General features: G+C 74.5%; 20 protein-coding genes. 9 read left to right on the top strand and 11 right to left on the bottom strand.

Going from position 1 to position 22,866, the window contains the following annotated elements:
- Positions 1-33: 33 nt before the first annotated feature.
- The 4 genes from ACZ7IF_RS05125 to ACZ7IF_RS05110 are packed head-to-tail and all read left to right on the top strand — an operon-like array spanning position 34 to position 3,807.
- Positions 34-645, top strand: a complete 612-nt coding sequence (locus ACZ7IF_RS05125) for a hypothetical protein (RefSeq protein ID WP_470963220.1) — start codon at positions 34-36, stop codon at positions 643-645.
- 14 nt (positions 646-659) lie between these two features.
- Entirely contained in the window at positions 660-1,190 is a 531-nt protein-coding gene (locus ACZ7IF_RS05120; RefSeq protein WP_470963493.1) for a toxin-antitoxin system, toxin component, read from the top strand.
- 2 nt (positions 1,191-1,192) lie between these two features.
- Entirely contained in the window at positions 1,193-2,389 is a 1,197-nt protein-coding gene (locus ACZ7IF_RS05115; protein WP_470963217.1) for an MAB_1171c family putative transporter, read from the top strand.
- Entirely contained in the window at positions 2,386-3,807 is a 1,422-nt protein-coding gene (locus ACZ7IF_RS05110) for a pyridine nucleotide-disulfide oxidoreductase (protein ID WP_470963214.1), read from the top strand. Before ACZ7IF_RS05115 ends, ACZ7IF_RS05110 begins: the two co-directional genes overlap by 4 nt.
- A gap of 13 nt (positions 3,808-3,820) precedes the next feature.
- Here the strand turns inward: ACZ7IF_RS05110 and ACZ7IF_RS05105 are convergent, their stop codons facing one another.
- The 3 genes from ACZ7IF_RS05105 to ACZ7IF_RS05095 all read right to left on the bottom strand — a co-directional run bounded on the left by ACZ7IF_RS05105 (position 3,821) and on the right by ACZ7IF_RS05095 (position 7,947).
- Complete coding sequence (locus tag ACZ7IF_RS05105; protein WP_470963211.1) at positions 3,821-4,645, bottom strand: maleylpyruvate isomerase family mycothiol-dependent enzyme; 825 nt, start codon at positions 4,643-4,645, stop codon at positions 3,821-3,823.
- A 34-nt stretch (positions 4,646-4,679) separates the two neighbouring features.
- Complete coding sequence (locus ACZ7IF_RS05100) at positions 4,680-7,355, bottom strand: ATP-binding protein (protein WP_470963208.1); 2,676 nt, start codon at positions 7,353-7,355, stop codon at positions 4,680-4,682.
- Positions 7,356-7,485: 130 nt separating this feature from the next.
- Positions 7,486-7,947, bottom strand: a complete 462-nt coding sequence (locus ACZ7IF_RS05095) for a hypothetical protein (RefSeq protein WP_470963205.1) — start codon at positions 7,945-7,947, stop codon at positions 7,486-7,488.
- Between the two features lie 198 nt (positions 7,948-8,145).
- Between ACZ7IF_RS05095 and ACZ7IF_RS05090 the strand changes: the two genes are divergently transcribed.
- Positions 8,146-8,670, top strand: coding sequence for a hypothetical protein (locus ACZ7IF_RS05090; protein ID WP_470963202.1), 525 nt, complete (start codon positions 8,146-8,148; stop codon positions 8,668-8,670).
- Positions 8,671-8,686: 16 nt separating this feature from the next.
- Here the strand turns inward: ACZ7IF_RS05090 and ACZ7IF_RS05085 are convergent, their stop codons facing one another.
- From ACZ7IF_RS05085 to ACZ7IF_RS05065, 5 genes are all read right to left on the bottom strand, one after another.
- Positions 8,687-8,926 carry a DUF397 domain-containing protein gene (locus ACZ7IF_RS05085; RefSeq protein WP_470963199.1) on the bottom strand — a complete coding sequence of 80 codons (240 nt, stop codon included), beginning with the start codon at positions 8,924-8,926 and terminating at the stop codon, positions 8,687-8,689.
- 125 nt (positions 8,927-9,051) lie between these two features.
- On the bottom strand, positions 9,052-10,245 hold the full coding sequence (locus tag ACZ7IF_RS05080; protein WP_470963196.1) for a thiolase domain-containing protein: 1,194 nt from the start codon (positions 10,243-10,245) through the stop codon (positions 9,052-9,054).
- Entirely contained in the window at positions 10,242-11,309 is a 1,068-nt protein-coding gene (locus tag ACZ7IF_RS05075) for a thiolase domain-containing protein (RefSeq protein WP_470963193.1), read from the bottom strand. The genes ACZ7IF_RS05080 and ACZ7IF_RS05075 overlap by 4 nt, the downstream gene beginning before the upstream one ends.
- Positions 11,309-12,268, bottom strand: a complete 960-nt coding sequence (locus ACZ7IF_RS05070; protein ID WP_470963190.1) for a Zn-ribbon domain-containing OB-fold protein — start codon at positions 12,266-12,268, stop codon at positions 11,309-11,311. The genes ACZ7IF_RS05075 and ACZ7IF_RS05070 overlap by 1 nt, the downstream gene beginning before the upstream one ends.
- Before the next feature lie 882 nt (positions 12,269-13,150).
- Positions 13,151-13,951 carry a crotonase/enoyl-CoA hydratase family protein gene (locus tag ACZ7IF_RS05065; RefSeq protein ID WP_470963187.1) on the bottom strand — a complete coding sequence of 267 codons (801 nt, stop codon included), beginning with the start codon at positions 13,949-13,951 and terminating at the stop codon, positions 13,151-13,153.
- 174 nt (positions 13,952-14,125) lie between these two features.
- Between ACZ7IF_RS05065 and ACZ7IF_RS05060 the strand changes: the two genes are divergently transcribed.
- Together ACZ7IF_RS05060 and ACZ7IF_RS05055 are read left to right on the top strand one after the other, a co-directional pair.
- A complete protein-coding gene (locus ACZ7IF_RS05060; RefSeq protein ID WP_470963184.1) occupies positions 14,126-15,757 on the top strand; it encodes an acyl-CoA synthetase in 1,632 nt (543 codons plus the stop codon).
- A gap of 45 nt (positions 15,758-15,802) precedes the next feature.
- Entirely contained in the window at positions 15,803-16,543 is a 741-nt protein-coding gene (locus ACZ7IF_RS05055; RefSeq protein ID WP_470963182.1) for a hypothetical protein, read from the top strand.
- 59 nt (positions 16,544-16,602) lie between these two features.
- On the opposite strand, the gene ACZ7IF_RS05050 is transcribed toward ACZ7IF_RS05055, so the two are convergent.
- Complete coding sequence (locus ACZ7IF_RS05050) at positions 16,603-17,457, bottom strand: alpha/beta fold hydrolase (protein WP_470963180.1); 855 nt, start codon at positions 17,455-17,457, stop codon at positions 16,603-16,605.
- Between the two features lie 134 nt (positions 17,458-17,591).
- On the opposite strand from ACZ7IF_RS05050, the gene paaK reads away from it, so the two are divergent.
- Positions 17,592-18,917 (top strand): phenylacetate--CoA ligase PaaK, encoded by a 1,326-nt coding sequence (gene paaK, locus ACZ7IF_RS05045; protein ID WP_470963178.1) that lies wholly within the window; start codon positions 17,592-17,594, stop codon positions 18,915-18,917.
- A 100-nt stretch (positions 18,918-19,017) separates the two neighbouring features.
- Positions 19,018-19,884, top strand: a complete 867-nt coding sequence (locus ACZ7IF_RS05040; RefSeq protein ID WP_470963176.1) for a YhjD/YihY/BrkB family envelope integrity protein — start codon at positions 19,018-19,020, stop codon at positions 19,882-19,884.
- A gap of 29 nt (positions 19,885-19,913) precedes the next feature.
- Here the strand turns inward: ACZ7IF_RS05040 and ACZ7IF_RS05035 are convergent, their stop codons facing one another.
- Together ACZ7IF_RS05035 and ACZ7IF_RS05030 are read right to left on the bottom strand one after the other, a co-directional pair.
- On the bottom strand, positions 19,914-21,413 hold the full coding sequence (locus tag ACZ7IF_RS05035) for a fatty acyl-CoA synthetase (RefSeq protein WP_470963174.1): 1,500 nt from the start codon (positions 21,411-21,413) through the stop codon (positions 19,914-19,916).
- A 58-nt stretch (positions 21,414-21,471) separates the two neighbouring features.
- Positions 21,472-22,587, bottom strand: a complete 1,116-nt coding sequence (locus ACZ7IF_RS05030) for a calcium:cation antiporter (RefSeq protein WP_470963171.1) — start codon at positions 22,585-22,587, stop codon at positions 21,472-21,474.
- Positions 22,588-22,866 lie beyond the last annotated feature (279 nt).

Genomic DNA, 22,866 nt, shown 5'->3' with positions numbered 1-22,866 from the left:
ATCTGCCCTTCGGACGTATGGGAGCACAGACAGATGACTGTCCCCGTTGGCGGTCCGCCGCTTGCCCTCACCACGACGCTCGCCCGGATCCGGGCGCTCGCCGCGGAGAGACGACTGGACGTGGACGAGATCCTCGACGCGGTGTCCCTCTCCGAGCGGACCGGCGTCCCCGTGGAGGTGACGGCGGCGCTGCTGCGCGGCGAGGAGTTCGCCGACCCCACGCCCGAGGAGACCGAGGAGACCGTCCGCCGTCGCGCGGCCTTCCTGTACGCCGTCTCGCCCGACACCCGGGGACAGCCGTACGCGGTCGCGGAGATCGCGGCGGCCATCGGCGCCGACCCCCGCTGGGTCGGCGACCTGGTGTCGGGCGGGAAACCGCCGCACCTGCTGCACTGCGAGGAGTTCGCGGCCTTCTTCGGCCGTGACATCACCTTCCTGACGGACACGCCGGCCCAGGCGGTGAACAGGGCCCTGTGGCCCGCGGTCGAATCCCTCAACTACCGATCGGGCGACTTGATGGCCGACCTCACGAACCAGTACGGGCTGGTCTCCATCTCCACCCGGGGCAGAGCCCTCACCCGCACACAGGAGACGCTGCTCCTGGGCATGATCACCGGAATCCTCTCCTCCGAGGTGGTCCGGTGAACCTGTCCCGTTCGATGCGCAAGCTGTGCACCGCGCTGACCTCCTCGCTCGACCTGGAGGCGCCGGTCGAGCCGCAGACCCTCTTCCGCGCCCTGTGCGACGCCATGAGCCGCACCCGCGGCGGCCGCCCGATCGTGCTGCGCTTCGAGCGCTTCCCGTCCGGGCTCACCACCTCGGGCCTGTGGCTGAACATGGAGGACTACGACATCGTCGTGGTGGAGAAGTACACGACGCCCGACCACCAACTGGTCATCCTCGGGCACGAGCTGTGGCACATGAAGGCCGGCCACTGCACCGGCCACGGGGGCGGGGCGGCCGACGCCGCGCGCTCCCTGCCCGACGCCTCGGACCTGACGTACGCCAGCGTCGCCGCGAGGTCCCACTACGAGGACGCGCAGGAGATCGAGGCCGAGAGCTTCGGGCTGATGCTCGGGGACAGGTGCCGGCCGTGGCTGACGGGCGGCGACGCGGCCGGGGCCGCCCGCCGCAGCGACGTCGCCGGCCGGATAGGCAACGCCCTGGGCTACCGCGGACCGATCGGTTGACGGTGACCTCGGACAAGTACTACATCCCGTACCTCATACCGGCGGCGATCCTCACCCTGGCCTTCGCGATCCGCCTCCCGGTCATGATGAGGTTCTGGCGGATCGACCCCAACGTGCGCTCGGTCGGCGGCCTGCTCCTGCTGGCCTCGGCCGTCTTCTACTTCGGCCGGCCGAAGACCCTGGTGCTGCTGAACAGCGCCACGGGCGTCAGCAACTTCGCGGCGCCACTGGTCTACACGCTGCTCACGATGTTCTGCGCCTCCTGCCTGATCATGATCATCCACTGGCGGGGCGGCGATCCCCGGCTGGTGCGCCGGACCAGCTGGACCATCGGCGTCGTCTACTCGGCCGTGGTGGCCGGCCTGTGGATCACCTTCGCGTTCGCCGACGTACCGGTCGAGCGGCTGCGGGACCTGGACACGTACTACGCCAACACCCCCTGGATGCGCGAGCACATCATGCTCTACCTGGGGGCCCACACCACCGCCTGCGCCATCACCGCCGCCGTCACCTGGTCCTGGCTGCGGGAGGTCGCGGGCTGGCTGCGCGCCGGCCTGGTGCTCCTGGTCATCGGGTTCATCCTGAACCTCTGCTACGACACCGTGAAGCTCACGGCGGTGTTCGCCCGCTGGAACGGCCACGACCTGGACTGGCTCAGCACGTACGTGGCCCCGCCCATCGCCTCCGTGTGCGCCCTGTTCATCGCCGTGGGGTTCATCCTGCCCCACGCGGGCCAGGCGCTCCAGGGGCTGTGCACCGACTACTACCACTACCGGTGCCTGGCCCCGTTCGTGCGGGAGCTGGCGGACCTGGACACCGCCTCGATGCGGCTGCCCCGGCGGTCGCCCATCAGCCGCCGGCTGGTCCAGCGCAGGACCCAGATCAGCGACGGGCTGCTGCGGCTCCAGCCGTACCTCGACCCCGGGATCCGCGAACGGGCGCTCGCCGAGGCCCGGGCGCGGGGCGAGGCGCCGAAGCGGGCGGCGGCAACCGCCGAGGCGGTGGCCGTGGTCGCGGCGGTCACGGCCCTGCGCGGCGGCGCCTGGGCCGAGCCGGAGGACGCATCGGCACCGGTACCGGGCCCGGCGGCGGCGCCGGACCTGGTCGCGGTGGCCAAGGCCCTGCGCCGGTCCCCCGCCGTCTCCTCCTTCCGCGCCCGGTCCGGGCCGTCAGACCACCCAGAGAGCGTGAGGCCATGAGCAGTACACCGCGGTCGCCCGGCCGGCACACCTCGGTCGTCATCGGGGGCAGCCTGGCCGGCATGCTCACGGCCGCCGCGCTCGCCGGGGCCGGTTCCGGTGAGGTCGTCGTCGTCGAGCGGGACGCGCTGCCCGACGGGCCGTTCCCCCGCAAGGGGCTCCCGCAGGCCCACCACGCGCACCTGCTGTGGTCCGGCGGGGCCGCGGCCGTCGACTCCCTGCTGCCCGGCACCATCGGTGCGCTGATGAAGGACGGGGCCCACCGGATCTCGCTGCCCACGAACATGGTCGGCTTCTCTCCCGAGGGCTGGTTCCGCCGCTGGGCGCGGGAGTCCCACTACGTGCTCATCGCCAGCCGCGACCTGCTCGACTGGCACGTCCGCCGGGCCGTGGCGGCGCTGGCGAACGTCACCGTCACCGACCGCACCGAGGTGCTGGGCCTGGCGGGCGGCGCCCGGCGCGTCACCGGGGTCCGGGTGCGCGGGGAGGACGCCGTGGAGCGGGTCCTGGACGCGGACCTGGTGGTGGACGCCTCCGGGCGGGCCTCGCGTACGCCGCTGTGGCTGGAGGAGTTCGGGGTGCCCGGGGCCGCCGTCCGGACGGTCGACCCCGGGCTCGTCTACGCCAGCCGGATCTTCCGGGCCCCGGAGGACCTCGGGAAGGCCTTCCCGGTCATCGTGAACGTCCAGGCGGCCGATCCCCGCCAGGCCGGTCCCGGCCGGTCCGCGACCCTGGTCCCGATCGAGGGCGACCGCTGGCTCGTCACCCTGTCGGGGACGCGCGGCGGCGAACCCGGCAGGGACCCGGAGGCCTTCGGGGACTTCGCCCGGGCGCTGCGGCACCCGATCGTGAGCGAGCTCATCGCCGGGGCGGAGCCGCTGACGGACGTGGTGCTCACCCGTACGACCGTCAACCGCAGGCACCACTACGAGAAGGCCGCGCTGCCGGCGGGGTTCCTGGTGCTCGGGGACGCGGTCGCCGCCTACAACCCGGTGTACGGGCACGGGATGTCGGTGGCGGCGCAGAGCGCCCTCGCCCTGCGGGCCGCCGTCACCCGGTACGGCCTGTCCGACGAGCGGCTCGCCGCCCGCGCCCAGAAGGCCCTCGCCGGGCCGGTGGCCGCCGCCTGGGCGCTGTCCACGGGGAACGACGTCTTCTACCCGGGGGCCACCGAGAACGGCCCGACGGCGGCCGAGCGGGCCGCCGCCGCCTACGTACGGCGGCTGATGCGCACGAGCACCGGCAACGGGCGGGTGGCCCGGGCGGTGACCGACGTGATGACCCTGGAGCGGCCCGCCACCCGGCTGTTCACTCCGCCGGTGCTGCTGGCGGCCCTCCTGGGGCCGCGCCGGACGCAGCTGACGGAGCCTCCGCTCGCGCCGGCGGAGCTGGCGGCGGTCGCGGCGCTGCGGGGGTAGCGGGCGGCGGCGTTCAGACCGGCGGGACGAGGGTGAACCAGCGCTCCAGGAGTGCGCTGTCACCCGTGACGTGCAGTGCCTCGGCGGGGAGCCGCTGCCAGAGGAACAGCATCAGGTCGGAGGCGGTGCCCGCCGCCTCGACGTGGACGGGGGCGGTGCCGTCGGGGTCGAGCCGGACCTCGTCGCCGTCGAACGCCACCGTCCAGGTGCCGGGGCCGTCGGTGCGGCGGAAGCGGTAGCGCTCCCCCGCGCCGGGCGGGGCGGGCCGCATGACCCGCCGGGCGGGGGCCATCACCTCGAAGGCCTGGGCCACGGAGTCCACCGCGAGGACGGGGTCGAAGGGGGCCGGGTCCCCCGTGGCGGCTTCGGCGTCCCAGCGGTGGACGGCCTGTTCGACGGTCTGCATCCGGATCCAGAAGCCGCTGGTGCGGTCACCGTCCGCCGACCAGGTCCACACCGGTACGTCCGGGCCCAGTTCGCGCAGCAGCGTCACCAGGTCCCGGGCGGCCGCCGCCGACCAGTCGAACAGCTCCTCGGGCACGGGCCCCCGGTGCGGGGTCCGGTCCGGCACCGGCCAGGCCGCCCGTACGGCCGGGTCGGCGGGGAGTGCGTAGAGCTCCGGGTCCGTGGGGTCGCAGGGCTCGGTGAGCCGCTCCCGGAGGATGTGCGCGAGGTAGCGCTGGACGCTGCCGAGGTGTCCGACGAGGTCGGCGACCGACCAGCCGGGGCAGGAGGGCACCGGCGGTGCCTCCCGCCCGCCGTCGGCCGCCCGGCGGACGGCCTTGTCGAAGGCCGCCGCCTCGCTGCGGAAGATGTCGAGCCGGGTGAGGTGGTCCATGGGGTCCACCCTGCCCCCTGGCGTCCCCTGGGACTCAGCTCGCGCGCTGGGCGAACGACTCCAGGGCCAGGGCGGTACTCGCCTCCAGGGCGTCGGCGCCGCATTCGCGGCTGGTGAGGCGGGCGCGGGCGAGCAGCCCGGGGTCCTGGAGTTCGGTGCCCAGCGCGGCCAGCGCCCGGGCCAGTTCGTAGGCGGCCGGGGAGTCCTCCAGCAGGGCGACGGCCTCGCGCAGCAGATCGGCGCGGTCCTGCGGGGCCGCCACCTCCGCCGCGACGCGCAGGGCCTGGCCGATGGCGGAGGGCGCACCGAAGGCGCGGGCGCGGCGGACGGCCTCGGCCGTCAGGGCGCGGGCCCTGGCGGGGTCCTCGGGGGCGACGGCGCGGGCCAGGAGAAGCCGCCAGGGGCACCAGGCAGGGTTCTGGATGCCGCGGGGGGTCAGCCGCCGCTCGACGGCCTCCAGTTCGGCGGCGGCCGCCTTCCGGTCGCCGCCGGCCAGCAGCAGTTCGGCGTACACGGTCTGCGAGTCGGGGAAGACCACGGCGGCGGGGAAGGGCTCCCCGTACTCGTGCTCCCGCGCCAGGCCCCAGGCCTCGTCGGTCCGGCCCCGGGCGACGAGGGTGGTGAGGAGGATGGCGATGGCGTACCAGTGCACGGGCGTGCGCCGCCCCACGCGCTCGGCGAGGCGCAGTCCGGCCCGGGCCAGTTCCTCGGCCTCGACGAGCCGTCCGCGGCGGTAGCGGAGGTAGGCGCGGAGGCTGTACGCGAAGGACAGGTGGGCGCCGTGCCAGCCCTGGCGTTCGAACTCGGCGGTGCCCTCCTCGAAGAGCTCCTCGGCGCGCCCGGGCCGGTCGGCGTACATGTGGACCATGGCGGCGAGCACGGGGACCTCGAAGCCGCGGTCCTCGTGGGCCCAGCTGAAGGGTTCCCGCAGGACCCGGTCGGCGTGGTGGAGGACCACGTCGAGGGGTTCTCCGCGCAGGCAGGCGTCCCACGCGCGCAGTCCGATGACGTAGCGCTCGGTGAGGTCGCGGCCGGGGAGGCGGTCGGCGAGGCGGGCCAGGCGGCGCGAGCGGGCCGGGGAGTCGGGTTCGGCGGCGTTGAAGGCGTCCCACATGAACTGCTCGGACTGCAGGCGCAGCCGGGCGCGGGCGTCGTGGGTGCGCGGGATCTCGCGGCCGAGGAGCTCCGAGGCGGCGGCGAGGTGGTCGCTGTGGGCGAGGACCTGGGCGAGCCTGATGACGATGCCCTGGCGCAGTGCGGGGTCGTCGAAGGGTTCGGCGAGGGCGGCGCGCAGGTGGTTGACGGTGTTGGCGGGTTCGGTGAGCAGGGAGGCGCAGCCCAGTTCGTAGAGGACGGCGGCGCGTTCGTCGAAGTCCGGGGGTTCTTCGAGGGCGCGGGCGAGCTGGCGGCGGGCGGCTTCGGGGGCGCCGGCCCGGAGGTTCTCGGCGGCGGCCTCGCGCAGGGTGCGCACCACCCAGGGGTCGTTCTCCGGCTGGGTCTCCAGCAGGTGGCGGGCGGCGGCGGAGGAGCCGAGCCCGGCGTCGACGACGGCCGCGGCGGCCTTGCCGTGCAGGGCGACGCGCAGGGCGTCGGGGATGGCCCGGTATATGGCCGTGGCGATGAGCGGGTGGACGAACTCCAGTCCGGTGTCCTCGGCTTCGCCGGGTCCGGCCTCCGCCGGCGGGGCGGACAGGATGCGGGCGTCGCGGAGCCGGACGGTGGCGTCGGCGGCCTCCTCCGCGCCGAGGACCGCGACGCGGGCGGCGATGCGCCGCGGGATGGCGGTGCCGAGGACGGCGCAGGCCCAGGCGAAGCGGACGGTGGAGGGGCCGAGGCTGTGCAGGCGGGCGACGAGCCCGCTGCCGCGCTGGGCGGCGGCGAGGTCGCGCAGCAGCGGGGCGCTGGCCTCGACGGGGTCGAGTCCCTTGGCGCGGACCTTGGCGGTGAGTTCGACGGCCTCGAAGGGGTTGCCGGTGGTCACGGCCCAGGCCTCGCGGCAGAAGGCGTCCTCGGCGTGCGCGCCGACGGTCTCGCGGACCAGGGTGGAGACGGCGTCCGCGCTGAGCGGGGCGAGGCTGAGGGGGCGTTGTCCGGCGCGGCCGGGCAGCGTGCGGAAGGCCTCGGCGTGTGCGGGGAGTTCGTCGGGGCGGTAGGCGGTGACGAGGAGCAGGGGGAGGTGTTCGGCGCGCGGGGCGAAGCCGGCGAGCCAGCCGAGGGACTCCGGGTCGGCCCAGTGGGCGTCGTCCAGGACGAGGACGACGGGGGGCCGATGGACGGTGAGGTGGGTCAGGACCCAGTCGAGCCCGTCGCGCAGGCCCTGCGGGTCGGGCGGGGCGCCCTGGGCGGGGGCGCACAGGCCGAGCGCGGGGCCGACGATGGCGTACCAGCTGCCGAGCGCGGCGCGCAGTTCGGCCTCCGGGCGGCCGGCCAGCTGGGGCTGGACGAGCTGCCGGGCGACGTGGAAGGGCTGGGTCTGCTCCTGTTCGCCGCCGCGTGCGGCGAGCAGGGTGCAGGAGCGGGCGAGGGCGCGGCGGCGTACTTCGGCGAGCAGGGTGGTCTTGCCGAGGCCGGCCGGGCCCGAGAGTGCGAGGAGGCCGCCGCCGGTGTCGGGGCCGGATCCGGTGAGCCGGTCCAGTGCCTCGTCCACGGCGAGGAGTTCGGCTTCGCGTTCGAAGAGAGCGCGCCGTGTGCGGGTCCGGCGTTCCGTCATGGCTCGTACCCCCCAGGCCGGCTCGGGAGATCAGCGTACGCCCGCGCACGAGCCGATGGATCCCACTATCGGGAAAGAATCCGATCTTCTGCTCCGGGCCCTCGCCGCACGGGCCGCGGGGGTGGCGCCGTCAGCGCCACCGCCAGGTGAGGGTTCCGCCCACCGGGACCGCGGTCCAGCGGGCCGAGGCCGCGTCGAGGGCGGTGCGGGCCCGCTCCACTTCGGCTTCGCCGAGCGGGGGCCGGCCCACGCCGCGGCCCGTGACGGGCAGTCCGGACCAGGCGCGGTAGGCCCAGTTGACGGCCATCTCCGCCGCCATCACGGCGTCGCCCCCGCGGCGCAGCACCTTGAGGCCCGACCGGCGGTGGCGGCTCGGCCCGGTCGTCTCGAAGCCCTGGAAGGTGGCGCCGGCCGCCATCGCGCCCCAGAAGCCGTCGGTGATGCCGAGCGCCTCCTCCACGGCGGCGTGGGCGAGGTCGTGCGGGAGGGTCGGACCGGTGGGCTGCGCGGGCAGCCGTACGTCGGGGCCGCGGCGGCCGGTGACCGTGATCTCGTGCTGGTTTCCCGGCAGCTTCCGGAAGGAGATGTCCATCGGGGGCGACCGTAAGGCGGTGGCCGCGACGGCCGCCACCGGATTTCGCGGGCGGCCCGGCGGCGGATCCGGCGGATCCGGCCCGGGCGGGTTTGGGGCGGCCGTCTGTGGACAGCCGCCGGGTGAGGCACCTGACGTGCCGGTCCACGGTCGGCCCCGGGCTGCGCGCGGGGCCGCACCCCGACCCGGAGGCGAACGATGAACACGAACCGCGGGCACGACGCCCCGGAGCGGCGCGCCGCGCTGCTCCCGGACGCGGGGGCCATGGTGGACGAGCACGGCCGCGCGCCGGGCGCTGCCTCCCGTACCGGGACGGGTGCGGGTCCGGCGGCCGACCCGGCGCGGGTGGACGCGGTACGGGCCGCCGAGGCGGAAGTGAACGTACTGGTCAGTCACTGCGACCGGGCGGGTGCCGACGCCGTCCTCGGCGTCCTGGCGGAGGCGTTCCCCGGGATGGCCCCGCCGGTCCCGGAGCGGGCGGCCGGGGCCGCGGCGGCTCCGAGCATCTGGTCGGCGACGGTGGACGTCCGCCACCGGGCGCCCGGCGCGAGCCCGCGGGCCCGGCCGGCCGCCCCCGTGACCGCCGAGCTGGACGGCGCCGCGGAGCCGGTGCGCGCGGTCCGCGCCGTACTGGAGGACGCCTTCGCCGGCGAGCACCTCGGCACCGTGTCCGGGGAGCACGAGCTCCAGGTCTCCCTGCGGCTGACCGCCCGGCCGGCCTGACCCGGCCGGCGCCGGCTCAGCTCGGGCCGAAGCGTCCGCCCCGCGTCCCCAGGACGAACTTGCGCCACTCGCGCGGCGCGAAGACCAGCGAGGGGCCGTCGGGGCGCTCGCCGTTGCGCATCGCGATGAACCCCTCGACGAAGGCGATCTGGACGTCGCCCACCCCCCGGCTGCTCGACTGCCAGTCGGCCGCGCTGAGATCGAGCTCGGGCTTGCCCCAGCCGGCGAACGGCTTCGGAGTCGTGCTCTCGGCCACGTGCGTGCTCCTCCCGGTGCGGGTACGTCGTCCGGGGGCCCAGGGTAGCGATCGCGGCGGGTGCCGCACAGGCCACGGTGGGTCACCCGCGGCCGGTGCGGCACACCGCCCCCGCCCCTGCCCGGTCAGGAGCGCGGCGGCTCCGCGCCCACGAGCCACATCGCGAAGAACTGCGCGCCGCCGCCGTACGCGTGCCCCAGCGCCCGGCGGGCCCCCGGGACCTGGTGTTCCCCGGCCTGGCCGCGGACCTGGAGGGCCGCCTCCGCGAAGCGGATCATGCCCGAGGCGCCGATCGGGTTGGTGGACAGCACCCCGCCGGAGGGGTTCACCGGGAGGTCGCCGTCCAGTTCGGTCACCCCCGCCTCGGTGAGCTTCCAGCCCTCGCCCTCCTGCGCGAAGCCCAGGTTCTCCAGCCACATCGGCTCGTACCAGGAGAACGGCACGTACATCTCGACCGCGTCGATCTCCCGGCGCGGGTCGGTGATCCCGGCCTGCCGGTAGACGTCGGCCGCGCAGTCCTTCCCGGCCTGCGGCGAGACGAAGTCCTTGCCCGCGAAGAGCGTCGGCTCGCTGCGCATCGCCCCGCCGTGCACCCAGGCCGCCGGTTTCGGCGAACGGGCCGCGCCCGCACGGTCGGTGAGGACCATCGCGCAGGCGCCGTCCGAGGACGGGCAGGTCTCGGAGTACCGGATCGGGTCCCAGAGCATCGGCGAGGCCTGGACCTTCTCCAGGGTGAGGTCGTGCTCGTGCAGGTGCGCGTACGGGTTCTTCAGCGCGTTGCGCCGGTCCTTGTACGCGACGAGCGATCCCACCGAGTCGGGGGCGCCGGTGCGCCGCATGTACGCGCGCACGTGCGGGGCGAAGAAGCCGCCCGCGCCCGCCAGCAGCGGCTGCTGGAAGGGGACGGGCAGCGAGAGCCCCCACATGGCGTTGGACTCGGACTGCTTCTCGAAGGCCAGGGTCAGGACGGTGCGGTGGACCCGGGCCGCGACCAGGTTGGCGGCGACCAGGGCGGTGGACCCGCCGACGGACCCGGCCGTGTGGACGCGGAGCATCGGTTTGCCGACCGCGCCGAGGGCGTCGGCCAGGTAGAGCTCCGGCATCATCACGCCCTCGAAGAAGTCGGGGGCCTTGCCGATGACGACCGCGTCGATGTCGGCCCAGGTCAGCTCGGCGTCGGCGAGGGCGCGGACGGCGGCCTCGCGGACCAGGCCCGCGATGGAGACGTCGTGCCGGGCGGCGACGTGCTTGGTCTGGCCGATCCCGACGACGGCCACGGGCTCCTTGCCCGGTGTGCCGGAGGTGCCGGAAGCGCTCATGCGGGGTCCCCTTCCAGGACGGCGACCAGGTTCTGCTGGAGGCAGGGGCCGGAGGTGGCGTGCGCGACGGCCCGGCGGGACTCGCCGCGGTGGATGCGGGCGGCCGCCTCGCCGATCCGGATCAGGCCGGCGGCCATCATCGGGTTGGCGGCGAGCGCCCCGCCCGAGGGGTTGACGGCCACCGCGTCGCCGAGTCCGAGCGCCTTGCGGAGCACGACCTCCTGGGAGGAGAACGGCGCGTGCAGTTCCGCCGTGTCGACGGGGGCGTCGAAGACCCCGGCGTGCCCGGCGGCGGTCCGGGTGGACGGGGAGTCGGTGAGGTCGCGCAGGCCGAGGCCGTGCGCCTCGATGCGGTGGTCGATGCCGGTGATCCAGGCGGGCCGCTCGCACAGCCGCCGCGCGGTGTCGCCCGCGGCCAGGACGACGGCGGCCGCGCCGTCCCCGACGGGCGGGCAGTCGCCCGTACGCAGCGGCCGGACCTGGTAGCCGCCCTGCGGGACGGGGCCGCTGAGCTGGGCGTGCGGATTGCCCCCGGCGGAGGCGCGGCTGCGGGCTCCGATCCCGGCGAGCGCGCGCTCGTCGGTCTCGCCCGCGTCGATCAGCGCCTGCGCCTGGAGGGCGGCCAGGGCCACCGAGTCGGGCCACAGGGGGGCGAGGTAGTACGGGTCGAGCTGCCGGGTCAGGACGTCCCGTACGGATCCGGGCGAGGACTTCCCGTACGCGTAGACGAGCGCGGTGTCGGCCTCGCCGGTCTGGATCTTGACCCAGGCCTCGTAGAGCGCCCAGGCGCCGTCCATCTCGACGTGCGACTCCGGGATCGGCGGCCAGGCGCCGACCCCGTCGAGGGTCATGGTGAAGGAGAAGGCCCGGCCGGCGAGGTAGTCGCTGGAGCCGGAGCAGGTGAAGCCGATCTCGCCGGCCTTGAGTCCGGTGGCGGCCAGCACCTGGTGCAGGACGGGCATCACCATCTCGACTTCGCTGAGTTCGTCGGTGCGGCGCAGGTGGTCGCTCTGGGCGAAGGCGACGACGGCCACCTCGCGCGCGTGGCGGGTGTTCCTGGGCATCAGAGGAGCTCCTTGTACGCGTCGTAGTCCGCGTCCGGCTCGCCGGTGGGGCGGTAGTGGTCGGGGTAGCGGCCGCCGTCGGTCCACACCGGTTCGACGCGCAGGCCCATGCGGACCTGGTCGTACGGGATTCCGCCGATCCGGCCGTGGAGGGCGAGGCCGGCGCCGTCGAGGGCGATGTGGGCGTAGACGTAGGGGACCTCGATGTCGAGGTTGCGCGCCTTGATGTTGACGATGCAGAAGGTGGTGACGGTCCCGGCCGGGCCGACCTCGACCCGGTCGGTGGTGGCCACCCCGCAGGTGGGGCACGCGCCGCGCGGGGGGACGTACACCTTGTGACAGGAGGGGCAGCGCTCGCCGACGGTGCGCCGCTCGGAGAGGGCGTTGATGTAGGCGGTCTGGGCACGGCCGGGGCTGTAGGTGTAGTCGAGGCGGGCCTCGGCGACGATGCCGGTGACGGGGTCGGCGAACACCCCGTCGTGCGGGCCGGCTCCGCCCGCGTCCTGACCCCCGTACGGCTCGAAGCAGGCGATGTCGGTGATGGCCCCGGTGCGCTCGGCGGCCCAGCGGACCCGTACCCGCATCCCGGTGGCCACGGCCTCCGGGCCGGGGGCGTCGAGGGCGTGCAGGATCGCGGTGTCGGCGCCGTCGAGCCGCACGAGCACCCAGGCGAAGGGGGTGCCGAGGGGCTGCTGGGGGCGGGGTTCGCCGTTCCAGGCCCAGGTGGTGACGGTACCCGTGGGGGCGACCTCGACGAGCTCCCGGATCTCCTCGGCGGTGACGGGGTCGTACTCGGCGGGCGGCACCATGACCCGCCCGTCGGAGGTCTTGACGCCGAGCACGACGCCCTCCCGGAGCCCTGTGAGGAAGGCGCTCTGCACGGGCCCGAGGGACCGGGTGAAGGGGAACTCGACGACGAGGGGCGCACGCAGCACCTCGGGCGGGGACGCGGCTGTCATGGTTGTCTCTCCGATTCTCGGGGGTCTGTATCGCCACGCGGCACACACGGCTGGTCCTGCGCACCACCCCGACCGCCCTGACCGGCCCCGGCGGGCCGGTGGGCTGCTGGGCCGGTGCGCTGGTGAGCCGGTGGCCGGTGGCCGGTGGGCCATTTGGGCAGCAGGTCGTTGGGCCGGCGGGCCGGGCCAGTGAGCCATTCGGACACCGAGCCGGTGGGCTGACGGACCGTTCGGACGCCGAGCCGTGGACCGGCGGGCCGGTGCGCCGATCGGCCGGCCCTGGGACGCCGGGGGCGGGCCGCCCGGACACAGGCCAGGAACGGGCAGCCCTCCCCACCCCGGCGGTCGGCGCCGGACCGCAGGTCCGGAAGGAAGTTCGCTCCGCACGCGCAGCACCGGACCCGGGCCACGCGAGTCCGCTGCGCGATCCGCACCGCGGACCGGCAGCGCCGGGTACCCCAGCCCGGCGCCGGGACCGGACCGCAGATCCGATGCGGACCCGGTTCGGCATCCACGGACCGCGCCCACCGGCCCGAAGCCGGGCTCCGCCCGCGAACCGGAAGCGGGCGGTGCCCCGAACCGGACACCGAGGTCGGCCGCCAGGCCCGGTACGGGGACCGGCCCGCGGGGCCGAAGCAGAACCCTGGCCGCGGGCCGGGAACGGACCACGCCCCGCAGACCCGGTACGGGACCGGACCACGAGCCGGGTACGGGCTCGGGCCACCAGCCCGGTTCGGGAACCGGCCACGAACCCGGCACGGGGCCGGACCGCACACCCGACGCCGGACCCGGGCCGCAGGCCCGGTACGGGGGCGGGCCGCGGGCCCGGGGTGGGGCTCGGGGGCGGGGCCGAGGGGGGTCCGGTACACGCGCGGCCGGCGCCTAGGCTCGGCGGTAGACCGGCGGCCGCTTCTCCGCGAAGGCCCGGGCCCCCTCCTTCGCGTCGGCCGTCTCGAAGACGGGCCAGCCCCGGGTCAGTTCGGCGGCCAGGCCCTCCGTCTCCGTCAGCTCGGCGGCTTCGTACACCGAGGCCTTCACCGCCTCGACGGCCAGCGGCCCGCACGCGTTGATCAGCTCCGCCGTCTCCAGCGCGGCGTCCAGCGCCGTCCCGTCCGGCACCACCCGCCCCACGAGCCCGATCCGGGCCGCCTCCTCGGCCGAGTACGGACGCCCCGTCAGCAGCATCTCCAGCGCGTGCGTGCGCGGGACCTGCCGGGGCAGCCGGACCGTGGAGCCGCCGATCGGGAACAGTCCCCGCTTGACCTCGAACAGGCCGAACGTGGCCCCCGCGCCCGCGACCCGGATGTCGGTGCCCTGGAGGATCTCGGTGCCGCCCGCCACGCAGTAGCCCTCGACCGCCGCGATCACCGGCTTGCGCGGCCGGTGGTGGCGGAGCATCGCCTTCCAGTGCAGGTCGGGGTCGGCCTTGAGACGGTCCCGGTAGTGGTCGCCCGCCATGCCCTTGCCGGCCAGCGCCTTGAGGTCCATGCCGGCGCAGAAGTCGCCGCCCGCGCCCGTCAGGACCACCGAGCGGACGGTGTCGTCCCCGTCCGCCTCCAGCCAGCCGTCGTACAGGCCCACCAGCAGCGGAAGCGAGAGCGCGTTCTTCGCCTCCGGCCTGTTCATGGTGAGCACCAGCGTGGCGCCACGGCGCTCCACGGTCAGGTGTTCCGTCCCACCCATTGCCGTCCTCCCGTCTCAAGACCTAGAACAGGTTGCAGGAGGGCCGGGTGCAGTTCAATAGTTTTCTGACACTCAGTCAGATTTCTTCGCGTGCGCCCTTCCCACTTGGACCGGGCGGCGCTCTAATGACCGCCGAGCAGCCCAGCCGTGAGCACTTTCGGGTCAGGAGGAACGGTGGAGTACAACCTTGCCGACCTGTTCGAATCGGTCGTGGACGTGGTCCCGGACCGCGAGGCGCTGGTGTACGTCGACCACCCCGGGACCGGCGCCGAGCGCCGCCTGACGTACGCGGAACTGGACGCGGCGGCGAACCGCGTTGGGCACCACCTGCTGGACAGCGGGCTGCGGCCCGGTGAGCACGTGGGGCTGCACCTCTACAACGGGATCGAGTACCTGCAGACCGTGCTGGCCTGCCTCAAGGCCCGCCTGGTGCCGGTGAACGTCAACTACCGGTACGTGGAGGAGGAGCTGGTCTACCTCTACAACGACGCCGACCTCGCCGCGCTCGTCTTCGAGGGCGAGTTCACCGGGCGGGTGTCGGCCGCGCTGCCGCAGACGACGAAGCTGCGGCACCTCGTCCGGGTCGGGCGGGCGCCCGCCGGCGCGCCGGAGCCGGCGGTCGCGCCGGTCGCGTACGAGGACGCCGAGGCGGCCGGGTCCCCGGAGCGCGGCTTCCCCGAACGCAGCCCCGACGACCTGTTCATCATCTACACCGGCGGCACCACCGGCATGCCCAAGGGCGTCATGTGGCGGGCCGAGGACCTGTTCTTCGCGGGGCTGTTCGGCGGGGAACCCTCGGGCGAGCCGGTGAAGCGGCCGGAGGAACTGGCCGAGCGGGTCGCGGCGCGCGGCGCCGGGCTCACCTTCTTCCCCGCTCCACCGCTGATGCACGGAACCTCGACGCTGACCTCGTTCATCGCCTTCAACTACGGCCAGCGGGTGGTCATCCACCGCAAGTACGCGCCCGAGGAGGTACTGCGCACCATAGAGAAGGAGAAGGTGTCGAGCGTGTCGCTGGTCGGCGACGCGATGCTGCGGCCGCTGATCGACGCCCTGAACGGACCGCTCAAGGGGACGGACCTGTCCTCGCTGTTCAGCGTCTCCTCCTCCGGGGCGATCATGTCGGAGACCGTCCGCGCCGAGTTCCAGCGCCTGGTGCCGAACGTGCTGCTGCTGAACAACTTCGGCTCGTCCGAGTCCGGTTCCAACGGCAGGGCGACGGACGACTCGGGCCCGGAGAAGGGGTTCCGCCTCCAGGTCAACGACCGTACGCAGGTGGTGGACCCGGTGACGCACGAGCCCGTGCCGGTCGGCGTCCCGGGACGTCTCGCGCAGCGCGGGCACGTCCCGCTCGGCTACTACAACGACCCGGCGAAGACGGCGGAGACCTTCTTCCTGAAGGGCGCCGAACGCTGGGTGCTGCTCGGCGACATGGCGACGGTCGACGAGGAGGGCATCGTCACCGTGCTGGGGCGCGGCTCGCAGTGCATCAACACCGGCGGGGAGAAGGTCTACCCGGAGGAGGTCGAGCAGGCCCTGAAGTCGCATCCGGACGTGTACGACGCCCTGGTGGCGGGAGTCCCGGACCCGACGTGGGGCAACCACGTGGCCGCGGTGGTGCAGGTACGGGAGGGCGCGCCGGAGCCGACGCTGGAGGAGATCCAGCGCCACTGCCGTACGCGGCTGGCCGGCTACAAGATCCCGCGCCAGCTGGTCATCACACCGGCGGTGCAGCGCTCCCCGAGCGGCAAGGCGGACTACCGCTGGGCGAAGGCGGTCGCCGCGCAGGCCGACGCGGCGCACTGAGAAACCCGGTTGGCTTCCCGCCCCCCGGGCCCGCAGCCTGGGGACATGGAAGTACACCTGCGCCGCTTCGGCATCCGCGTCAACAGCCCGGACCCCACGAAGTCCTTCGAGGACCTGGAGTTCCGCCCGCTCGCGGACGGCAGCGAACTCCCGGGCCACGACGTCGACGTCATCTTCGGGGATCCGCGCGAGTGGCTGCTCCCCGGCGGCGGCCTGGAGGCGGGCGAGCGGCCACGGCGGATCACGATGGCGCACAAGGCGTGCGGCTGCCACGACGCCTACGACGTGACGATCCGGCGCGAGGGCGGGGTGGTGACCTGGCAGTGGCACCCCATGGCGGAGGATGTGCCCGGGCTGGGCCCCGACCGGTTCGACGCGGCGCAGTACGAAGCCGAACTGGCCAGGGCCGCCGCGGACTTCGGCTGGGAGTGGCCCGCGCTGACGGTGGCGCGGCTGCTGGGCGACGCGCTGCGTGCCGACGGGGCCTGGCAGGAGCGCTGGTCCTGTGAGGTCCCGCGCGTCTGGTCGGATCTGGGCGGGCCCGGCGACGTACGGCTCTTCTTCGAGCACGTCCTGGAGAACCCGGACGGCTCCTGGCGGACGGCCGGCCGCTACGGCGCCGTCCGGGAAGTGACCGCCGAGGACCCGGCGGTGCAGGCGGACCGGCTGGCACGCGAGTTCCTGGCCGACGCGCCGTGGCGGGCGGCCGGGGTACGGGCCGACCACCCGGACGCGCCGCTGGCGCAGTGGCTCGGCGGGGTGGGGTACAGGACCCACGGGCCTTAGGGCGCGTCGGCCGCCCCTTCCCCGCCCGGAGCCCGGTCCGGGCGGGGAAGGGGCCGGGGTCAGGCCCCGGTGGACAGGAAGCGTTCCACGCGGGCCGCGAACCACTCGGCGTCGTCCAGCCAGGGGAAGTGCGCGGCGCCCCGCTGGACGTCGGCGGTTCCGCAGGGCAGGAGCCCGGCGAGTTCGGCGGCGACGGCGACGGTGGGGTAGCCGTCCAGCTCCCCCGCCAGGACCAGCGCCTCGCCGTCGAACCGGCGGAGCGCCGCGCGCGTGGCGGGCGGGTCGAACGCCCCGGGGCCGGCGAAGACGGCGGCGGCCTCCTGGTTGCGCTCGTGCTCGCTCGCGGCGACGTGGGCGCGCGCCCGCTCGTCCCAGCGGCCGTAGGCGAGGACCATCGCCTGGCGGCGGTCCTCCGGGGAGGGGTCACCGCCGGCCGCCCACAGCCGCTCGTAGGCGGCGATGGCCGCGTCGTAGGGCTCCCGGCCCGCCCGGGACCGGACCGCTTCCAGGCTCTGCTCCGGGGTCGGCCCGAGGTCCACGGCCCAGGCGGTCGGGGTCACGAGGACCAGACGGCGCACGCGCTCGGGGTGCGCGGCGGCGTACAGCACGGCGAGGTTGCCGGCGGCGGAGTGGGCCAGGACGTCCATGCGGTCCAGGCCCAGGTGCTGGCGGAGCGCCTCGACGTCGGCGACCTGGTGGTCCACGCGGTACGTGGACCCGTCGGACGGTGTCGCGGAGTCGCCGGTGCCGCGCAGGTCGAGGAGGATGAGGCGGCGGCCGGCGGAGAGCCCGCCGAGGTCGCCCAGGTACCGGGAGGCCCGCATCGCGCCGCCGGGGAGGCAGACGAGCGGTTCGCCCTCGCCCTTGACGTGGTAGGCGAGTTCGGTTCCGTCATAGGTGGTGAATACAGGCATGCGGGCCATCAGATCAGACGATCACTCGTTCGAGTCATTGATTTACCCAGCGGGGTCCGGCAGTCTACCGAATGAACGTTCGGTTGGGCTTTGGCGATACGACTCTCGACGACGATGACGATGAGGTGACGGCCATGACGGCGCGTGCGGGTCTCGAAGACCTCGGGGATTCCCAGGACGAAGGCGAACGGCTGAGCCCCGACGAGCTGGCGGCGCTCCAGCTGAAGCGGCTGCGGGCGACCCTGCACCGGGCGTACGACCGCGTGCCCTTCTACCAGCAGGCCTTCGACAAGGCGGGGGTCCACCCCGACGACTGCCGCTCACTGGCGGACCTGTCCCTCTTCCCGCTCACCACCAAGGCGGACCTGCGCGAGCAGTACCCGTTCGGGATGTTCGCCGTGCCGCGCACGGACGTGCGCCGCATCCACGCCTCCAGCGGCACCACGGGCCGCCCCACGGTGGTGGGCTACACGGACGGGGATCTGGCCACCTGGGCCGATGTGGTGGCCCGGTCGCTGCGCGCGGCGGGCGCCCGGCCGGGGCACATCGTGCACGTCGCGTACGGGTACGGCCTGTTCACCGGCGGCCTGGGCGCCCACTACGGCGCGGAGCGGCTGGGGTGCACGGTGGTCCCCGCCTCCGGGGGCATGACGGACCGCCAGGTCAGACTGATCCAGGACTTCCGCCCCGAGGTCATCATGGTGACCCCCTCCTACATGCTCACCCTGCTGGACGAGATGGAGCGCCAGGGCATCGACCCGCGCCGTACCTCGCTGCGCACCGGGATCTTCGGCGCCGAACCCTGGACCGAGGAGATGCGCCGGGAGATCGAGGACCGGCTGGGCATCGACGCCGTGGACATATACGGCCTGTCCGAGGTGATCGGACCGGGCGTCGCCCAGGAGTTCGCCTCGCACAAGGACGGCCTGCACATCTGGGAGGACCACTTCTACCCCGAGGTCGTCGATCCGCTGACCGGGGCGGTGCTGCCGGACGGGCAGCCCGGGGAGCTGGTGTTCACCTCCCTCACCAAGGAGGCCATGCCGGTGATCCGCTACCGCACCCGGGACCTGACGCGGCTGCTGCCGGGGACGGCCCGGCCGGCCTTCCGCCGGATGGAGAAGGTGACCGGCCGCAGCGACGACATGATCATCCTGCGCGGGGTGAACCTCTACCCGACCCAGATCGAGGAGATACTCCTGCGCATCCCGGGCCTCGCCCCGCACTTCCAGCTGCGGCTGACCCGGGAGGGCCGCCTCGACGCCCTCACCGTGCGGGTGGAGGCGCGCCGGGAGGCCGACCCCGTCAGGCGGCGGGCGGCGGCCGCGGAGCTGGTGCGGGCGGTCAAGGAGTCCGTGGGGGTGTCCGTCGCCGTCGAGGTGGTGGAACCGGAGAGCCTGGAGCGCTCGGTCGGCAAGATCAAGCGGGTGAGGGACCTCCGGGAGCCGCACGCCTCCTGAGCGGGCCGGGTACACCGGCGGGCGGACGAAACCACCTGTTCGGGCTCATTTCGGGGCCCCTTCCGGGAAGGGCCGGGGCCGCCCGGGTAGGGGATCAGGTGTGACCTCGACCCTCCGGCGCCTCCACGACCGGCTCTTGGGCTCCCCGGCCGGGCTGGCCTGGAGCCGCGGCCGGGAGATCGAGCTGATGCACCGGGCGATGGGCTTCGCCGCGCTGGGCTTCCTCACCCTGGTGCCGCTGCTGGTGGTCGTGGCGGCGGCCGCGCCGGGCAGCGGTTCCAACTTCGGCCGCTGGCTGGGCCAGGCCCTCGGGGTGACGGCGTCCTCGCGGGCCCGGGTCGAGATGCTGTTCGGGGCTGCGGACCTGGCGCTGGAGCGGACCACCGCCTTCGGCCTGGCGGCCCTCGCGGTGTTCGGGCTGACCTTCGGCTCCGCCGTGCAGACCGGCTACGAGAAGGTGTGGGACCTGCCCACGGCCCGCTGGCACACCATGTGGCGGCACGTCGTGTGGCTGGCGCTGCTGGTCTGCTACCTCGCGCTGCTGGTGGGGATCCCCGCCCCGTCCGACAGCGTGGCGGGCACCGTGGTGGGCACCGTCAGCGACACCGTCGGCACCTGCCTGTTCTTCTGGAGCTCCGGGCGGCTCCTGCTGGGCGGCCGGGTCCGCTGGCGGGCCCTGCTGCCCGGCGCGGTGGCGACGAGCCTCGGACTGCTGGGCCTCCGGGTCTTCTCACAACTGGTGTTCTCCCCGCTGATCGCCTCGAACGCCGTCACGTACGGCCCCTTCGGGACGCTGCTGGTCGTGCAGTCCTGGCTCGTCGGCGTCGGCTTCGTGGTCTACGGCGGCGCCATGGTCGGCCGCCTCGTCCACGAGGACCTGACCCTGCGCCGGCTGCGCGCCGACGGGGTCCTGCCGCCCACACACGGGCACGGGCACGGGCACGCCGACGATCCGGGACGGGAGTGACCGGCCGGGAGTGACCGGCCGGGAGTTCCTCAGCCGGTGCCAAACCGGTCGCGGAGTTCGCGCTTGAGGATCTTGCCGCTGGCGTTGCGCGGGAGGGCATCGACGAACAGCACCCGCTTGGGCGCCTTGAAGTGCGCGAGCCGCTCGCGGGCGTAGGCCGTCAGCTCCGCCTCGGTGACCTCCCCGCGGGGCACGACCACCGCCGTGACGGCCTCGATCCACCGCTCGTCGGGCAGCCCGACGACCGCCGTCTCGGCCACCCCGGGGTGGGTGTAGAGCACGTCCTCCACCTGCCGGGACGCCACGAGGACCCCGCCCGAGTTGATGACGTCCTTCACCCGGTCGACCACCGTGAAGTACCCGTCGGCGTCCCGTACCGCGAGGTCGCCGGAGCGGAACCAGCCGTCCCGGAATGCCTTCCCGGTGGCCTCGGGGTCGTTCCAGTAGCCCAGGCAGAGCTGCGGGGAGCGGTAGACGACCTCCCCCGCCGTGCCGTCGGGGACGTCCGCGCCCTCCTCGTCCACGACCCTGGCCTCCACGTGCCGCACGGGGCGCCCGCACGAGTCCATCCGCCCCTCGTGCTCCCCCGGCCCCAGGACGGTGGCCAGCGGGCCGATCTCGCTCTGCCCGAAGCAGTTGTAGAAGCCCAGCCCGGGCAGCCGGGCCCGCAGCCGTTCCAGGACCGGTACCGGCATGACCGAGGCCCCGTAGTAGGCCTTGCGCAGGGCGCCGAGCTCCCGTTGCCCGAACTGCGGGTGGTTGGCCAGCGCGATCCACACCGTGGGCGGCGCGAAGAGGCTGTCGGCCCGGCCGGCCTCCACCAGGTCGAAGACCTCCTCGGCGACCGGCGCGTCCAGGATCGTGTTGTGCGCGCCGACCGCCAGGTAGGGCAGCAGGAAGACGTGCATCTGCGCCGAGTGGTAGAGCGGCAGCGAGTGGACCGGCCGGTCGGCCTCCCCCAGGTCCAGGGCCTCGATCGCGCTCTCGTACTCGTGCGCCAGGGCCCGGTGCGTCATCATCGCGCCCTTGGGCAGGGCCGTGGTGCCCGAGGTGTAGAGGAGCTGCACCACGGCGTCCGGATCGCCGGCGGACTCGTACGCCAGCGGCCCGGCCAGTGCGGACAGGAAGGACCCGGGTGCGTCGCGCAGCGCCCGTACGGGGTGTTCTGCGGGGACCCGCGAGGTCAGGTCCGGGTCGGCGAGGACCAGGGCGCTCGCGCAGTCGCCGAGGATGTGCGCGAGGTCCTCGCCGGTGAGGTTCTGGTTGACCGGGACGTGGGTGAGTCCGGCCCGGGCGCAGGCGAGGAAGGCGATGAGGTAGGCGTCGGAGTTGTGGGCGAAGGCCGCGACCCGGTCCCCCGCGGCCAGCCCGTACCTCTGCCTCAGCACGGCGGCGCCGGTGGAGACCGCCGCGTCGAGTTCCCCGTACGTCCAGCTCCGCTCCCGGTAGCGGATGGCGACCCGGTCGGGGACGCGCCGCGCGCTGTCCCGTACGAGCCCGTCGACCGTCTGGTGCCGCACTGCCGTCATGGGCGCGATCCTCGCCCCGCCGCGGCTCCAAGGTCAATATCGCTGCGCCGGCCGGGTCCTACGGGCTGACGGCGAGGAAGAGGTAGGCGGCCAGCAGTACGAGGTGGACGCCGCCCTGGAGCAGGGTGGCACGGCCCGGGACGATCGTCAGGGCGCCGACCACCACCGTCAGGGCGAGCAGCACCATGTGGATCGCGCCCAGGCCCAGCAGCAGCGGCCCGGTCAGCCAGATGGAGGCGAGGGCGATGGCCGGGATGGTCAGGCCGATGCTGGCGATGGCGGAGCCGTAGGCCAGGTTGAGGCTGGTCTGTACGCGGTCGCGGCGGGCGGCCCGGACGGCGGCGAGGGTCTCGGGGAGCAGGACGAGCAGGGCGATGATCACGCCGACGACGGCGTGGGGCAGTCCGGCGTCGGAGACGCCCTTCTCGATGGTCGGGGAGACGGCCTTGGCGTTGCCGACGACCGCGACGAGGGCGACGAAGAGCAGGCCGAGGCTGATGAGGGCGGCGCGGGCGGTGGGCGGTTCGGCGTGGTCGTCGTCGCCGTTGCCGGAGCCCGGGCCGGTGCTCCCGGTGTCCACGGGCAGGAAGTAGTCCCGGTGGCGGACCGTCTGGACGGCGACGAACAGCCCGTAGAGGGCGAGGGAGGCGACGGCGGCGAAGGTCAGCTGGGCGGAGGAGAACTCGGGGCCGGGCTTGCTGGTGGTGAAGGTCGGCAGCACCAGGCTCAGCACGGCGAGGGTCGCGACGGTGGCCAGGGCGGCCCCGGAGCCTTCGGCGTTGAAGACGGCGACCCGGTTGCGCAGGGCGCCAACGAGCAGGGACAGGCCGACGATGCCGTTGCAGGTGATCATGACGGCGGCGAAGACGGTGTCCCGGGCGAGGGAGGCGGTCTTGTCGCCGCCATCGGCCATCAGGGTGACGATCAGGGCCACTTCGATGACGGTGACGGCGACGGCGAGGACCAGCGAGCCGAAGGGTTCGCCGACCCGGTGGGCGACGACCTCGGCGTGGTGCACGGCCGCGAGGACGGCCCCGGCGAGGCAGAGGGCGACCAGGGCCACGGCGAAGCCGGGCAGGTCCCGTCCCCAGCTGAGGACGAGCGCGACGAGCGCCACCACGGGGACCAGGAGGGTCCAGTCGGTCAGGGGGGATCTGCGCGTTGCCGTACTCATGCCAGCCAAGTTGCCAGAACCGGCGCCCTGGTGCGCCGCGAGGCGCGCATCCGGAGCCGCGGAGTGGCACTTCTCACGAAATATCGGCGTGTTGCGGACATGGGGGCACGGCCTCGGCTGCCCGGGCCGGGGGGGGGGGGGGGGGGGGCGGGGGGGGGGGGGGGGGGGAGGAGGGGGGGGGGGGCGGGGGGGGGAGGGGGGGGGGGGGGGGGGGGTTTGGGGGGGGGGGGGGGGGGGGGGGCTGGGGGGGGGGGGGGGGGGGGGGGGGAGGGGAGTAAG

The organism is Streptomyces sp. NPDC037421 (assembly GCF_055602105.1).
The sequence above is the reverse complement of the archived record's forward strand: the minus strand, read 5'-3'. Positions and strand labels throughout refer to the sequence as shown.